This is a genomic window from Streptomyces sp. NPDC029138, assembly GCF_055564375.1.
Map to the genome: position 1 here is coordinate 287,611 of NZ_JBVHWM010000002.1, position 15,137 is coordinate 302,747.

At 71.9% G+C, this 15,137-nt stretch carries 11 protein-coding genes and 1 pseudogene; all 12 read left to right on the plus strand.

All coding sequences use genetic code 11. The features are described from left to right. Positions 1 to 5: 5 nt before the first annotated feature. The 12 genes and pseudogenes from ACZ4WH_RS03550 (at position 6) to ACZ4WH_RS03605 (ending at position 15,036) form a co-directional block, all read left to right on the plus strand. The gene (locus ACZ4WH_RS03550) at positions 6 to 1,292 is read left to right on the plus strand and encodes a dihydroorotase (protein WP_468176169.1); all 1,287 of its coding nucleotides are present in this window, start codon (positions 6 to 8) and stop codon (positions 1,290 to 1,292) included. Further along, positions 1,289 to 1,903, plus strand: a complete 615-nt coding sequence (locus ACZ4WH_RS03555; RefSeq protein WP_468176171.1) for a PH-like domain-containing protein — start codon at positions 1,289 to 1,291, stop codon at positions 1,901 to 1,903. The genes ACZ4WH_RS03550 and ACZ4WH_RS03555 overlap by 4 nt, the downstream gene beginning before the upstream one ends. Beyond that, a complete protein-coding gene (carA, locus tag ACZ4WH_RS03560; RefSeq protein WP_468176173.1) occupies positions 1,900 to 3,057 on the plus strand; it encodes a glutamine-hydrolyzing carbamoyl-phosphate synthase small subunit in 1,158 nt (385 codons plus the stop codon). The genes ACZ4WH_RS03555 and carA overlap by 4 nt, the downstream gene beginning before the upstream one ends. After that, positions 3,050 to 6,358: a carbamoyl-phosphate synthase large subunit gene (gene carB, locus ACZ4WH_RS03565; protein ID WP_468176175.1), complete on the plus strand. Its 3,309-nt coding sequence runs from the start codon at positions 3,050 to 3,052 to the stop codon at positions 6,356 to 6,358. The genes carA and carB overlap by 8 nt, the downstream gene beginning before the upstream one ends. Positions 6,359 to 6,504: 146 nt before the next feature. Then, positions 6,505 to 7,611, plus strand: coding sequence for a quinone-dependent dihydroorotate dehydrogenase (locus ACZ4WH_RS03570; RefSeq protein WP_468176177.1), 1,107 nt, complete (start codon positions 6,505 to 6,507; stop codon positions 7,609 to 7,611). Further along, entirely contained in the window at positions 7,608 to 8,453 is an 846-nt protein-coding gene (gene pyrF / locus ACZ4WH_RS03575; protein WP_468176178.1) for an orotidine-5'-phosphate decarboxylase, read from the plus strand. The genes ACZ4WH_RS03570 and pyrF overlap by 4 nt, the downstream gene beginning before the upstream one ends. Positions 8,454 to 8,751: 298 nt before the next feature. Beyond that, the gene (locus ACZ4WH_RS03580; RefSeq protein ID WP_003977346.1) at positions 8,752 to 9,075 is read left to right on the plus strand and encodes an integration host factor; all 324 of its coding nucleotides are present in this window, start codon (positions 8,752 to 8,754) and stop codon (positions 9,073 to 9,075) included. 27 nt (positions 9,076 to 9,102) lie between these two features. Then, positions 9,103 to 9,693 (plus strand): annotated as a pseudogene (gmk, locus tag ACZ4WH_RS03585) (guanylate kinase); the annotation flags it as partial. A 53-nt stretch (positions 9,694 to 9,746) separates the two neighbouring features. Then, complete coding sequence (gene rpoZ, locus ACZ4WH_RS03590) at positions 9,747 to 10,019, plus strand: DNA-directed RNA polymerase subunit omega (protein ID WP_030620214.1); 273 nt, start codon at positions 9,747 to 9,749, stop codon at positions 10,017 to 10,019. Between the two features lie 102 nt (positions 10,020 to 10,121). Continuing rightward, positions 10,122 to 11,324 (plus strand): bifunctional phosphopantothenoylcysteine decarboxylase/phosphopantothenate--cysteine ligase CoaBC, encoded by a 1,203-nt coding sequence (gene coaBC, locus ACZ4WH_RS03595; RefSeq protein ID WP_468176322.1) that lies wholly within the window; start codon positions 10,122 to 10,124, stop codon positions 11,322 to 11,324. 249 nt (positions 11,325 to 11,573) lie between these two features. Beyond that, complete coding sequence (metK, locus tag ACZ4WH_RS03600) at positions 11,574 to 12,782, plus strand: methionine adenosyltransferase (RefSeq protein ID WP_468176179.1); 1,209 nt, start codon at positions 11,574 to 11,576, stop codon at positions 12,780 to 12,782. A gap of 106 nt (positions 12,783 to 12,888) precedes the next feature. Then, positions 12,889 to 15,036 (plus strand): primosomal protein N', encoded by a 2,148-nt coding sequence (locus ACZ4WH_RS03605; RefSeq protein ID WP_468176180.1) that lies wholly within the window; start codon positions 12,889 to 12,891, stop codon positions 15,034 to 15,036. Positions 15,037 to 15,137: the final 101 nt, after the last annotated feature.

Sequence of the window (15,137 nt, forward strand, 5' to 3'; positions counted from 1 at the left end):
GACCCATGAGCAAGATCCTGATCCGTGGTGCGAAGGTGCTCGGCTGCGCGCCGCAGGACGTCCTGATCGACGGCGAGACCGTCGCCGAGGTCGGCACGAACCTCAGGGCCGAGGGCGTCGAGGTCGTCGAGGCCGACGGCAAGGTGCTGCTGCCGGGCCTGGTCGACCTGCACACCCATCTGCGCGAGCCGGGCCGCGAGGACTCCGAGACCGTCCTCACCGGCACCCGCGCGGCGGCGAGCGGCGGCTACACGGCCGTCTTCGCCATGGCCAACACCTTCCCGGTCGCCGACACCGCCGGTGTCGTCGAGCAGGTCTGGCGGCTCGGCCAGGAGCACGGCTACTGCGACGTCCGGCCCATCGGCGCCGTCACCGTCGGCCTGGAGGGCAAGAAGCTCGCCGAGCTGGGCGCGATGCACGAGTCCGCGGCCGGCGTCACCGTCTTCTCCGACGACGGCAAGTGCGTGGACGACGCCGTGATCATGCGTCGCGCGCTGGAGTACGTGAAGGCCTTCGGCGGTGTCGTCGCCCAGCACGCGCAGGAGCCGCGGCTCACCGAGGGCGCCCAGATGAACGAGGGCGTCGTCTCCGCCGAGCTGGGCCTGGGCGGCTGGCCGGCCGTCGCCGAGGAGTCGGTCATCGCCCGCGACGTCCTCCTCGCCGACCACGTCGGCTCCCGCGTCCACATCTGCCACCTCTCGACCGCCGGCTCCGTCGAGATCGTCCGCTGGGCCAAGTCCCGGGGCATCCAGGTCACCGCCGAGGTCACCCCGCACCACCTGCTCCTCACCGACGAGCTGGTGCGCACCTACAACCCCGTCTACAAGGTCAACCCGCCGCTGCGCACCGAGCGCGACGTGCTGGCCCTGCGCGAGGCGCTCGCCGACGGCACGATCGACATCGTCGCCACCGACCACGCCCCGCACCCGCACGAGGACAAGGACTGCGAGTGGGCCGCCGCCGCCATGGGCATGGTCGGCCTGGAGACCGCGTTGTCAGTGGTCCAGGAGACCATGGTCGACACGGGCCTGCTGGACTGGGCCGGCGTCGCCGACCGCATGTCCTTCAAGCCCGCGCAGATCGGACAGGCCACCGGTCACGGCCGTCCCGTCTCGGCTGGTGAGCCCGCCAACCTCACCCTGGTCGACACGGAATACCGTGGTCAGGTGGACCCCGCGGGCTTCGCCTCGCGCAGCCGCAACACCCCCTACGCGGGGCGTGAGCTGCCGGGCCGTGTGACGCACACGTGGCTGCGGGGCAAGGCCACGCTCGTCGACGGGAAGCTCACGTGACACCTGTAATCCTGCTGGCCGAGGCCAAGAGGTCGGCCGACGTCACCGACTGGCCGGCCCGCATCGGCTGGCTCGTCGCACTGGTCCTGTTCATCGCGCTCGTCTACTGGCTGATGCGCGAGGGCTGGAAGTGGCGCGGCACCCTCCAGGGCGACCTGCCCGAGCTGCCTGCCCGCCCGTCTCCCACCACCGCCCTCAACGGAGGCGGCGAGCCGCCGCAGCCTGGTATGCCGGAGGAGACCGGCCCGGCCAGACTGAGCATGAGCGGCCGCTACCACGGCTCCACCACCGCCGGGCAGTGGCTGGACCGCATCGTGGCCCACGGCCTGGGCACCCGCAGCCGGGCCCAGCTCACCCTGACCGACGCGGGCCTGGAGGTCGAGCGCCCCGGCGCCACCGACTTCTTCGTCCCCACGGCCGCACTGCGCGGGGCCCGGCTGGACAAGGGCATCGCCGGCAAGGTCCTCACCGAGGGCGGACTGCTGGTGGTGACCTGGGCACACGGCGACAAGCTGATCGACTCCGGCTTCCGCTCCGACCACGCGGCCGAGCACACCGAGTGGGTCGACACCCTGAACCAGATGATCAACGACACGGAAGGCGCACGATGACGACCTCCACCAGGGGAAGCTCCTCTCCGAGGACCAAGGCGCTTCCCGCCGTACTCGTCCTGGAGGACGGCCGCATCTTCCGCGGCCGCGCCTACGGGGCCGTGGGGGAGACCTTCGGCGAGGCCGTGTTCTCCACCGGCATGACCGGCTACCAGGAGACCCTCACCGACCCGTCGTACGACCGCCAGATCGTCGTCGCGACCGCCCCGCAGATCGGCAACACCGGCTGGAACGACGAGGACGACGAGTCGAGCCGCATCTGGGTCTCCGGCTACGTCGTGCGCGACCCCGCGCGCGTGCCGTCCAACTGGCGGGCCAAGCGCTCCCTGGACGACGAGCTGGAGCGGCAGGGCGTGGTCGGCATCTCCGGCATCGACACCCGGGCCCTCACCCGCCATCTGCGCGAGCGCGGCTCCATGCGCGCCGGCATCTTCTCCGGCGAGGCGATCGCCCCCGAGGCCGAGCTGCTGGAGCGGGTGCAGGCCCAGCCGCACATGAAGGGCGCGAGCCTCTACGAGGAGGTCGCCACGCAGGAGGCGTACGTCGTCCCGGCGGTCGGCGAGAAGCGGTTCACGGTCGCCGCCATCGACCTCGGCATCAAGGGCATGACCCCGCACCGCATGGCCGAGCGCGGCATCGAGGTGCACGTCCTGCCCGCCACCGCCACGGCCGACGAGGTCTACGCCGTCGACCCGGACGGCGTGTTCTTCTCCAACGGTCCCGGCGACCCGGCGACCGCCGACGGCCCGGTCGCGCTCATGACCGCCGTCCTGGAGCGGAAGACGCCGCTGTTCGGTATCTGCTTCGGCAACCAGATCCTCGGCCGGGCCCTCGGCTTCGGCACCTACAAGCTGAAGTACGGCCACCGGGGCATCAACCAGCCGGTCCAGGACCGTACGACCGGCAAGGTCGAGGTCACCGCGCACAACCACGGCTTCGCCGTGGACGCGCCGCTCGACAAGGTCAGCGAGACCAAGTTCGGCCGCGCCGAGGTCTCCCACGTCTGCCTCAACGACGACGTCGTGGAGGGGCTCCAGCTGCTCGACCAGCCCGCCTTCTCCGTCCAGTACCACCCCGAAGCGGCAGCCGGCCCGCACGACGCCGCCTACCTCTTCGACCGTTTCGTCTCCCTGATGGAGGGCCAGCGTGCCTAAGCGCACCGATATCCAGTCCGTCCTGGTCATCGGCTCCGGCCCGATCGTCATCGGCCAGGCCGCCGAGTTCGACTACTCCGGCACCCAGGCCTGCCGTGTGCTCAAGGCCGAGGGGCTGCGCGTCGTCCTCGTCAACTCCAACCCGGCGACGATCATGACGGACCCGGAGATCGCCGACGCCACCTACGTCGAGCCGATCACCCCCGAGTTCGTCGAGAAGATCATCGCCAAGGAGCGCCCCGACGCCCTGCTGCCCACACTGGGCGGCCAGACGGCCCTGAACACCGCCATCTCGCTGCACGAGAACGGTGTCCTGGAGAAGTACGGCGTCGAGCTGATCGGCGCCAAGCCCGAGGCCATCCACAAGGGCGAGGACCGCGACCAGTTCAAGGAGGTCGTGGAGGAGGTCCGCCGCAAGATCGGGCACGGCGAGTCCGCCCGCTCGGTCATCTGCCACTCCATGGACGACGTCCTCAAGGGCGTCGAGACCCTCGGCGGCTACCCGGTCGTCGTCCGCCCGTCCTTCACCATGGGCGGCGCCGGCTCCGGCTTCGCGCACGACGAGGAGGAGCTGCGCCGCATCGCCGGCCAGGGCCTCACGCTCTCCCCGACCACCGAGGTGCTCCTGGAGGAGTCCATCCTCGGCTGGAAGGAGTACGAGCTGGAGCTGATGCGCGACAAGAACGACAACGTCGTGGTCGTCTGCTCCATCGAGAACTTCGACCCGATGGGCGTGCACACCGGTGACTCCATCACCGTGGCGCCCGCGATGACGCTGACCGACCGCGAGTACCAGATCCTGCGGGACATCGGCATCGCCGTCATCCGCGAGGTCGGCGTCGACACCGGCGGCTGCAACATCCAGTTCGCGGTGAACCCCGAGGACGGTCGCGTGATCGTCATCGAGATGAACCCGCGCGTGTCGCGGTCCTCGGCGCTCGCCTCCAAGGCGACCGGCTTCCCGATCGCCAAGATCGCCGCCAAGCTGGCCGTCGGCTACACCCTGGACGAGATCCCGAACGACATCACACAGGAGACCCCGGCCTCCTTCGAGCCCACGCTCGACTACGTGGTCGTCAAGGCCCCGCGCTTCGCCTTCGAGAAGTTCCCGCAGGCCGACTCCACGCTGACCACCACCATGAAGTCGGTCGGCGAGGCCATGGCCATCGGCCGCAACTTCCCCGAGGCCTTCCAGAAGGCGCTGCGCTCGCTGGAGAAGAAGGGCAGCCAGTTCACCTTCGTCGGCGACCCCGGCGACAGGGAAGCCCTGCTGCGCGAGGCCGTACGGCCCACCGACGGCCGCATCAACACGGTCATGCGGGCCATCCGCGCGGGCGCCACCCCGGAAGAGGTCTTCGAGTACACGAAGATCGACCCCTGGTTCGTGGACCAGCTCTTCCTCATCAAGGAGATCGCGGACGAGCTGGCCGAGGCCCCCGAGCTGACCCGCGACCTGCTCGCCGAGGCCAAGCGGCACGGCTTCTCCGACCAGCAGATCGCCGAGATCCGCGGCCTGCGCGAGGACGTCGTCCGCGAGGTGCGGCACGCCCTCGGCGTCCGCCCGGTCTACAAGACCGTCGACACCTGCGCCGCCGAGTTCGCCGCGAAGACGCCGTACTTCTACTCCTCCTACGACGAGGAGACCGAGGTCGCCCCGCGCGAGAAGCCCGCGGTGATCATTCTGGGCTCCGGCCCGAACCGCATCGGCCAGGGCATCGAGTTCGACTACTCCTGCGTCCACGCCTCCTTCGCGCTGTCCGACGCCGGGTACGAGACCGTGATGGTCAACTGCAACCCGGAGACCGTCTCCACGGACTACGACACCTCCGACCGGCTGTACTTCGAGCCGCTCACGCTGGAGGACGTGCTGGAGATCGTCCACGCGGAGCAGCAGGCCGGCCCGATCGCGGGCGTCATCGTCCAGCTGGGCGGCCAGACCCCGCTGGGTCTCTCGCAGGCCCTGAAGGACAACGGCGTGCCGATCGTCGGCACGTCCCCCGAGGCCATCCACGCGGCCGAGGACCGCGGCGCCTTCGGCCGCGTCCTCGCGGAGGCCGGCCTGCCGGCGCCCAAGCACGGCACGGCCACCACCTTCGCGGAGGCCAAGGCCATCGCCGACGAGATCGGCTACCCGGTCCTGGTCCGGCCGTCGTACGTCCTCGGCGGACGCGGCATGGAGATCGTCTACGACGAGACCCGCCTCGCCTCCTACATCGCCGAGTCGACCGAGATCAGCCCCTCCCGGCCGGTCCTCGTCGACCGCTTCCTGGACGACGCCATCGAGATCGACGTCGACGCGCTCTACGACGGCGAGGAGCTGTACCTCGGCGGTGTGATGGAGCACATCGAGGAGGCCGGCATCCACTCCGGCGACTCGGCGTGCGCCCTGCCCCCGATCACCCTCGGCGGCTTCGACATCAAGCGTCTGCGCGCCTCCACCGAGGCCATCGCCAAGGGCGTCGGCGTGCGCGGCCTGATCAACATCCAGTTCGCGATGGCCGGCGACATCCTCTACGTCCTGGAGGCCAACCCGCGCGCCTCCCGCACGGTCCCCTTCACCTCGAAGGCGACCGCCGTGCCGCTGGCCAAGGCCGCAGCCCGGATCTCCCTGGGCGCGACCATCGCCGAGCTGCGCGCGGAGGGCCTGCTGCCCAAGGCGGGCGACGGCGGCGAGCTGCCGCTGGACGCGCCGATCTCCGTCAAGGAGGCCGTCATGCCGTGGTCGCGGTTCCGCGACATCCACGGCCGCGGTGTCGACACCGTCCTCGGCCCCGAGATGCGCTCCACCGGCGAGGTCATGGGCATCGACTCCGTCTTCGGCACGGCGTACGCCAAGTCGCAGGCGGGTGCCTACGGCCCGCTGCCCACCAAGGGCCGCGCGTTCATCTCGGTCGCCAACCGCGACAAGCGCTCGATGATCTTCCCGGCGCGCGAGCTGGTCGCCCACGGCTTCGAGCTGCTCGCCACCTCCGGCACCGCCGAGGTCCTCAAGCGCAACGGCATCAACGCCACGGTCGTGCGCAAGCAGTCCGAGGGCACCGGCCCGAACGGCGAGCGGACCATCGTCCAGCTCATCCACGACGGCGAGGTCGACCTCATCGTCAACACCCCGTACGGCACCGGCGGCCGCCTCGACGGCTACGACATCCGTACGGCGGCCGTGGCGCGGTCCGTGCCGTGCCTGACCACCGTCCAGGCGCTCGCGGCGGCCGTCCAGGGCATCGACGCCCTCAACCACGGTGACGTGGGCGTCCGCTCGCTCCAGGAACACGCGGAACACCTGACCGCGGCCCGCGACTAGCGCTCCGCGCGGAGGCCGTGCGCACACTGCGGGCCCGTCTGTGGCTGGTCGCGCAGTTCCCCGCGCCCCTTCGGGGGCGCGGACCCTTAGCCGCCGACGAGGGGGGACTCCGGAAACGGTGTCCCCCCTCAGTGTGAGGACACCTGATGTATCACCTCTTCTTCCGCCTGTTCTTCCGGCGGATGGACCCCGAGCAGGCCCACCACCTCGCCTTCCGCTGGATCCGTCTCGCCGTCCGGATCCCCGTGCTGCGGACCTTCGTCGCCGCCGCGCTCGCGCCGCGCCACAAGGAGCTGCGCACGGAGGCGTTCGGGCTGCGCATGCACGGCCCGTTCGGGCTCGCGGCCGGCTTCGACAAGAACGCGGTCGCCATCGACGGGATGTCGATGCTGGGCTTCGACCACGTCGAGATCGGCACGGTCACCGGGGAGCCGCAGCCCGGCAACCCCAAGAAGCGGCTGTTCCGGCTCGTCGCGGACCGCGCGCTGATCAACCGCATGGGCTTCAACAACGACGGCTCCCTGGCCGTGGCGGCCCGCCTCGCCACCCGTGAGCCCGTCTTCAGGACCGTGGTCGGCGTCAACATCGGCAAGACCAAGGTCGTGCCGGAGGCGGAGGCCGTCGCCGACTACGTGAAGTCCGCCGAGCGCCTCGCGCCGTACGCGGACTACCTGGTCGTCAACGTCTCCTCCCCGAACACCCCCGGTCTGCGGAACCTCCAGGCGGTGGACCACCTGCGTCCGCTGCTCACCGCCGTGCGCGAGGCCGCCGACCGCACGGTCGCGAACCGGCACGTCCCGCTGCTGGTGAAGATCGCCCCCGATCTCGCCGACGAGGACGTCGACGCGGTCGCCGACCTCGCCGTCGAGCTGGGCCTGGACGGCATCATCGCCACCAACACCACCATCGCGCGCGACGGCCTCGGCCTGCGGTCGGCGCCCGCGCTGGTGCGGGAGACCGGCGGCCTGTCCGGCGCCCCGCTCAAGGAACGCTCCCTGGAGGTCCTGCGCCGCCTGTACGCGCGCGTGGGCGACCGGATCACCCTGGTGGGTGTCGGCGGCATCGAGACCGCCGAGGACGCCTGGCAGCGCATCCTGGCCGGTGCCACGCTGGTCCAGGGCTACAGCGCCTTCGTCTACGAGGGCCCCTTCTGGTGCCGCGCCGTCCACAAGGGCCTTGCCGCCCGCCTGCGCACCAGCCCGTACGCCACCCTCGCCGACGCGGTCGGCGCCGACGTGAGGAAGCCCGCATGAGCCCCCTGGAGCCCTTCGGCGCCCGGCTGCGCCGCGCCATGGACGAGCGCGGCCCGCTGTGCGTCGGCATCGACCCGCACGCCTCCCTGCTCGCCGAGTGGGGCCTGGACGACGACGTCGCCGGCCTGGAGCGGTTCAGCCGCACGGTCGTCGAGGCCATGGCCGACCGGGTGGCCGTCCTGAAGCCGCAGAGCGCCTTCTTCGAGCGGTTCGGCTCGCGCGGCCTCGCCGTCCTGGAGAAGTCGGTCCAGGAGGCGCGCGCGGCCGGGGCGCTGGTCGTGATGGACGCCAAGCGCGGCGACATCGGCTCGACCATGGCCGCCTACGCCGAGGCGTTCCTGCGCCCGGACGCCCCGCTGTTCTCCGACGCCCTGACGGTCTCGCCGTACCTCGGCTACGGCTCGCTGAGTCCGGCCGTCGCGCTCGCCCGGGAGAGCGGCGCCGGGCTGTTCGTGCTGGCGCTGACCTCGAACCCGGAGGGCGGCGAGGTGCAGCACGCGGTCCGCGCCGACGGCCGGACCGTCGGGGCGACCATGCTCGCCCACCTGGCGGCCGAGAACGCGGGGGAGGAGCCGCTGGGCTCCTTCGGCGCGGTCGTCGGCGCCACGCTCGGCGACCTGTCCTCGTACGACCTCGCCGTCAACGGCCCGCTCCTGGCGCCCGGCATCGGCGCCCAGGGCGCGACCCCGGCCGATCTTCCCGGGGTCTTCGGGTCGGCCGTCCGCAACGTCGTGCCCAACGTCAGCCGGGGTGTTCTGCGTCACGGTCCCGACGTCAGCGCGCTGCGCGGGGCGGCCGAGCGGTTCGCGGCGGAGATCCGGGCGGCCGTCGAGGGCGTCTGAGGCCCGGCCGCGTGCTCGGCTGAGCGGGATCGCGCCGACTTGAGTGTGAATACATCCTCAAATCGGGGGCAGTATGTCTGAAATGTCCGGCCTGACGGAGGCTGACCAGGACTTTTCCGCTGTTCTCGCTGACTCTGGCGGACTTGCCCGCTAGTCTCCGAGCAGTGGGGGCGCCTCCCACGCCCCTCAGGCAGTGGGGGAGAGCGGGCAGCGTGTTGCTCGTGGCTCCCCAGGTGTGGGGCGACTAGGTTCCTCACCGGTCCGTATCCGACAGTTCGACATCCGAGGTGACGTAGGCGTGGCTCTTCCGCCCCTTACCCCTGAACAGCGCGCAGCCGCGCTCGAAAAGGCCGCCGCGGCTCGCCGGGAGCGGGCCGAGGTCAAGAATCGACTCAAGCACTCCGGCGCCTCCCTGCACGAGGTCATCAAGCAGGGCCAGGAAAACGACGTCATCGGCAAGATGAAGGTCTCCGCCCTGCTGGAGTCCCTGCCGGGCGTGGGCAAGGTCCGCGCCAAGCAGATCATGGAGCGTCTGGGCATCTCCGAGAGCCGCCGCGTGCGCGGTCTCGGTTCCAACCAGATCGCCTCCCTGGAGCGTGAGTTCGGCAGCACCGGCTCCTGAGTCCGCCGCCCGGCGGACCGGGAGTCCCGGGCACTCCGGGATTGCTGGAATAATCGCTGCATGAGTGAACGTCCGCGGCTGACCGTGCTCTCCGGCCCCTCGGGGGTCGGCAAGAGCACGGTCGTCGCCCATATGCGCAAGGAACACCCCGAGGTCTGGCTCTCGGTGTCGGCGACCACCCGCAAGCCGCGCCCCGGCGAGCAGCACGGAGTCCACTACTTCTTCGTCACCGACGACGAGATGGACAAGCTGATCGCCAACGGCGAGCTGCTGGAGTGGGCCGAGTTCGCCGGCAACCGCTACGGCACGCCCCGCGCGGCGGTGCTGGAGCGGCTGGAGAACGGCGAGCCCGTCCTGCTGGAGATCGACCTCCAGGGCGCCCGGCAGGTCCGCGAGTCCATGGCCGACGCCCAGTTGGTGTTCCTCGCTCCGCCCTCCTGGGAGGAGCTGGTGCGCAGGCTGACCGGCCGGGGGACCGAGCCGCCCGAGGTCATCGAGCGCCGCTTGGCGGCGGCGAAGACCGAGCTGGCGGCCGAGCCGGAGTTCGATACGACCTTGGTCAACACCTCCGTCGAGGACGTGGCCCGCGAGCTGCTAGCCTTGATGGACGTTGTGTGATCGTGACTGTGATCACGATGTCTGATTCTTTCCCATCCATCGGAAGGTAGAGCGTGTCCTCTTCCATCACCGCGCCCGAGGGCATCATCAACCCGCCGATCGACGAGCTTCTCGAGGCGACCGACTCGAAGTACAGCCTCGTGATCTACGCGGCCAAGCGTGCCCGCCAGATCAACGCGTACTACTCGCAGCTCGGTGAGGGCCTTCTCGAGTACGTCGGTCCGCTCGTCGACACCCACGTCCACGAGAAGCCGCTGTCGATCGCCCTGCGCGAGATCAACGCCGGTCTGCTGACCTCCGAGGCCGTCGACGGCCCGGCGCAGTAGTACTTTCAGATCGCGACTGACTTATCCACAGGCCCGGCAGTCATACTGCCGGGCCTGTGGTGTGTCATGGGTGTTGCAGATTCTCGAACGCGAGGAGCCATGGTGGACAAGCCGAAGGTCGTGCTGGGGGTCAGCGGCGGCATCGCCGCCTACAAGGCCTGTGAGCTGCTGAGAAGGTTCACGGAGTCGGGTCATGACGTCCGCGTGGTGCCCACCGCCTCCGCGCTGCACTTCGTCGGCGCCGCCACCTGGTCCGCGCTGTCCGGCAACCCGGTCGCCACCGAGGTCTGGGACGACGTCCACGAGGTCCCGCACGTCCGCATCGGCCAGCACGCCGACCTGGTCGTCGTGGCCCCGGCCACCGCGGACATGCTCGCCAAGGCCGCCCACGGCCTCGCCGACGACCTGCTGACCAACACCCTGCTCACCGCCCGCTGCCCGGTCGTGTTCGCCCCGGCCATGCACACCGAGATGTGGGAGCACCCGGCCACCCAGGAGAACGTGGCCACGCTGCGCCGCCGTGGCGCCGTCGTCGTCGAGCCCGCCGTCGGCCGCCTCACCGGCGTCGACACCGGCAAGGGCCGGCTGCCCGACCCGGGGGAGATCTTCGAGGTGTGCCGCCGGGTGCTGGCCCGGGGCGTCACCGAGCCCGACCTCAAGGGCCGGCACGTCGTCGTCTCCGCCGGCGGCACCCGCGAGCCGCTCGACCCGGTCCGCTTCCTCGGCAACCGCTCCTCCGGCAAGCAGGGCTACGCCCTCGCCCGCACCGCCGCGGCCCGTGGCGCCCGGGTGACCCTGGTCTCCGCCAACGCCGGCCTGCCCGACCCGGCGGGGGTGGACGTCGTCCCGGTCGGCACCGCCGTGCAGCTGCGGGAGGCCGTCCTCAAGGCCGCCGCGGACGCCGACGCCGTGGTCATGGCCGCCGCCGTCGCCGACTTCCGCCCGGCCACCTACGCCGCCGGAAAGATCAAGAAGAAGGACGGCCAGGACCCGGACCCGATCGTTCTGGTGCGGAATCCGGACATTCTCGCGGAGATCTCCGCCGACCGCGCCCGCCCCGGACAGGTCGTCGTCGGCTTCGCCGCCGAGACCGACGACGTCCTCGCCAACGGCCGCGCCAAGCTCGCCCGCAAGGGCTGCGACCTGCTCGTGGTCAACGAGGTGGGGGAGCGCAAGACCTTCGGCTCCGAGGAGAACGAGGCCGTCGTGCTGGGCGCCGACGGCAGCGAGACCCCGGTGCCGCACGGCCCCAAGGAGGCCCTGGCCGACACCGTCTGGGACTTGGTCGTACGGCGACTGGACTAACCTCCGGCAGTCGATCGGGCGAACTCGACGTCAGGTTCACGCCACGTCGAAATCGGGTGTGGCGGCCCTGGCCAAGGCCGCTCGCCATTGTGCAGAATGCCCGTGCCGCAGGTCACAGCGCTCCCGAGAGGCGAGACAGTGGCCCGCCGGTCGAGTGCGACCGATAAACTGTTCACGGTCGACGCCGGGCGCACCCCCGTGTCGACCGCAAATGATCAGCCAGCAGCCGCTGCAACCACAGGGAGCGTTGTGTCCCGTCGCCTGTTCACCTCGGAGTCCGTGACCGAGGGTCACCCCGACAAGATCGCTGACCAGATCAGCGACACCATTCTCGACGCGCTCCTGCGCGAGGACCCGACCTCCCGGGTCGCCGTGGAGACGCTGATCACCACCGGCCTGGTGCATGTGGCCGGCGAGGTGACGACGAAGGCGTACGCGGACATCGCGACCCTCGTCCGCAGCAAGATCCTGGAGATCGGCTACGACTCCTCCAAGAAGGGCTTCGACGGCGCCTCCTGCGGTGTCTCGGTGTCCATCGGCGCACAGTCCCCGGACATCGCGCAGGGTGTCGACGCGGCGTACGAGGCCCGGGTCGAGGGCGACGACGACGAACTGGACAAGCAGGGCGCGGGCGACCAGGGCCTGATGTTCGGCTACGCGTCCGACGAGACGCCCACCCTGATGCCGCTGCCGATCTTCCTGGCGCACCGGCTGTCCAAGCGCCTCTCCGAGGTCCGCAAGAACGGCACCATCCCCTACCTGCGCCCCGACGGCAAGACGCAGGTCACCATCGAGTACGACGGCGACAAGGCCGTCCGCCTCGACACGGTGGTCGTCTCCTCCCAGCACGCCTCCGACATCGACCTGGAGTCGCTGCTCGCCCCCGACATCCGCGAGTTCGTCGTGGAGCCGGAGCTGAAGGCGCTCCTGGACGAGGGCATCAAGCTGGACACCGAGGGCTACCGGCTGCTGGTCAACCCGACCGGCCGTTTCGAGATCGGCGGCCCCATGGGCGACGCCGGCCTGACCGGCCGCAAGATCATCATCGACACCTACGGCGGCATGGCCCGCCATGGCGGCGGCGCCTTCTCCGGCAAGGACCCGTCCAAGGTCGACCGCTCGGCGGCGTACGCCATGCGCTGGGTGGCCAAGAACGTCGTGGCGGCGGGCCTGGCCTCCCGCTGCGAGGTCCAGGTCGCCTACGCCATCGGCAAGGCCGAGCCCGTGGGTCTCTTCGTGGAGACCTTCGGCACCCACAAGATCGAGCCCGAGAAGATCGAGAAGGCCATCGACGAGGTCTTCGACCTCCGCCCGGCCGCGATCATCCGCGACCTCGACCTGCTCCGCCCGATCTACGCCCAGACGGCGGCCTACGGCCACTTCGGCCGCGAGCTGCCCGACTTCACCTGGGAGCAGACGGACCGCGTGGACGCCCTGCGCAAGGCCGCGGGCCTGTAACCCCGGTCCACCCGCTGTCGCCGAGGCCCGGCTCCCTTCGGGGCGCCGGGCCTCGGCGTCGCTCCGGACCGGCGGCGTTGTCAGTGGGGTTTGCAAGAATGCAAGCGTGAGCAGCGAGAACGGGTCGGGGGGTGGCGGGGCCGAGGGGGCGCCGCCGGAGCAGCTCGCGCTCATCCGGGAGAGCGTGCGGAAGGCGAAGGTGCCGCGGGCCAAGCCGCGGACCTGGCGGGGGGCCGCGCTCGCCGAGGATCTTCCGGTCGCGCGGGTCCTGGTCGACAAGGGTGTGCTGCACCTCGACCGATACTTCGACTACGCCGTGCCCGCGGAGCTGGACGCGGACGCGCAGCCCGGGGTGCGGGTGCGGGTGCGGTTCGGGGCCGGTCGGCACCGGGTGCGCGACGGACGCCGGGAGGGCGGCGGGCTCATCGACGGCTTCCTCGTCGAGCGGCGGGCCGAGTCCGACTACGCCGGGCCGCTGGCAGCGCTCGCCCAGGTCGTGTCGCCCGAGCCGGTGCTGAGCGAGGAGCTGCTCGGCCTCGCCCGGGCCGTCGCCGACCGGTACGCGGGCAGCCTCGCCGATGTCCTCCAGCTGGCCGTGCCCCCGCGCAACGCCCGCGCCGAGCAGCGCCCGTCCCCCGAGCCGCTGCCCCCGCCCCAGGCGCCGGACCCGGGCTCCTGGAGCCGGTACGAGCACGGGGACGCCTTCCTCGACGCCCTGGCGTCCGGAGGCGCGCCCAGGGCCGTGTGGAACGCGCTGCCGGGGCCGCTGTGGAGCGAGGAACTGGCCCGGGCGGTCGCCGCCACCCTCGCCTCCGGGCGCGGCGCCCTCGTCGTCGTACCGGACGGGCGCTCCGCCGCGCGCGTGGACGCCGCGCTCACCGCGCTGCTCGGCACCGGCCGGCACGCGCTGCTCACCGCCGACGCCGGGCCCGAGAAGCGGTACGCGCAGTGGCTGGCGGTGCGGCGCGGTTCCGTGCGCGCCGTCGTCGGGACGCGGGCGGCGATGTTCGCGCCCGTCCAGGATCTGGGCCTCGTCGCGATCTGGGACGACGGGGACGACAGCCACGGCGAGCAGCACGCCCCGCAGCCGCACGCCCGCGATGTCCTCCTGCTGCGTGCCGCGCTCGACAAGTGTGCCTTTCTGCTGGGGAGTTGGAGCTGCACCGTGGAGGCCGCCCAGCTCGTCGAGAGCGGCTGGGCCCGGCCGCTGGTCGCCGGGCGGGAGCAGGTGCGCCGGGCCGCGCCCCTCGTCCGGACGGTCGGGGACGAGGACCTCGCACGTGACGAGGCCGCCCGCGCCGCCCGGCTGCCCACGCTCGCCTGGCAGGCGGCCCGCGAGGGGCTGCGGCACGGGCCTGTGCTGGTGCAGGTGCCCCGGCGTGGTTACGCGCCCCGCATGGCCTGCGACCGGTGCCGGGCGCCCGCCCGGTGCCGGCACTGCTCCGGCCCGCTCCAGGGACAGGACGCGGGCGTGTTGCGCTGCGGGTGGTGCGGGCGCGAGGAGGGCGCCTGGCACTGCCCGGAGTGCGGCGGCTTCCGGCTCCGCGCCCAGGTGGTGGGCGCGCGCCGCACCGCCGAGGAGCTGGGGCGGGCGTTTCCCGCCGTACCGGTGCGCACCTCGGGGCGTGAGCATGTGCTGGACACCGTCCCGGACACGCCCGCGCTGGTCGTCAGCACGCCGGGTGCCGAACCGGTCGCCGAGGGCGGCTACGCGGCGGCCCTGCTGCTCGACGGCTGGGCCATGCTCGTACGACCCGACCTGCGGGCCGGCGAGGACGCGCTGCGCCGGTGGATCGCGGCCGGGGCGCTGGTGCGGCCCCAGAGCGAGGGCGGCACGGTGGTCGTGGTGGCCGAGCCGACCCTGCGGCCCGTCCAGGCGCTGGTGCGGTGGGACCCCGTCGGGCACGCGGTACGGGAGCTGGCCGAGCGGGCCGAACTGGGCTTCCCGCCGGTGTCCCGGATGGCGGCCGTCTCCGGGCCGCCCGCGGCCGTCGCCGAGTTCCTGGCGGCGGTCGAGCTGCCGCCGGACGCCGAGGTGCTGGGACCGGTGCCACTGGCGCCGCCCCCGCCCGGCGGACCCCGCCGCCCCGGCGCCCCGCCGCCCGGCGAACACTGGGAGCGGGCCCTCGTCCGCGTACCGCCGGGCAGCGGCTCCGCGCTGGCCACGGCCCTGAAGACCGCCCAGGCCGCGCGGATGGCCCGGGGGAGCGGGGAGGCGGTACGGGTGAGGATCGATCCGCCGGACATCGGGTGACGGGGGCGAGCCGAGCCGCACCCGGCCTCGTCGAAGTCCCCGGCCCACTCGACCGGCTGGAGCGGATGTGCGGACACGGCCGCCCTCCCGGAGATGGTCCG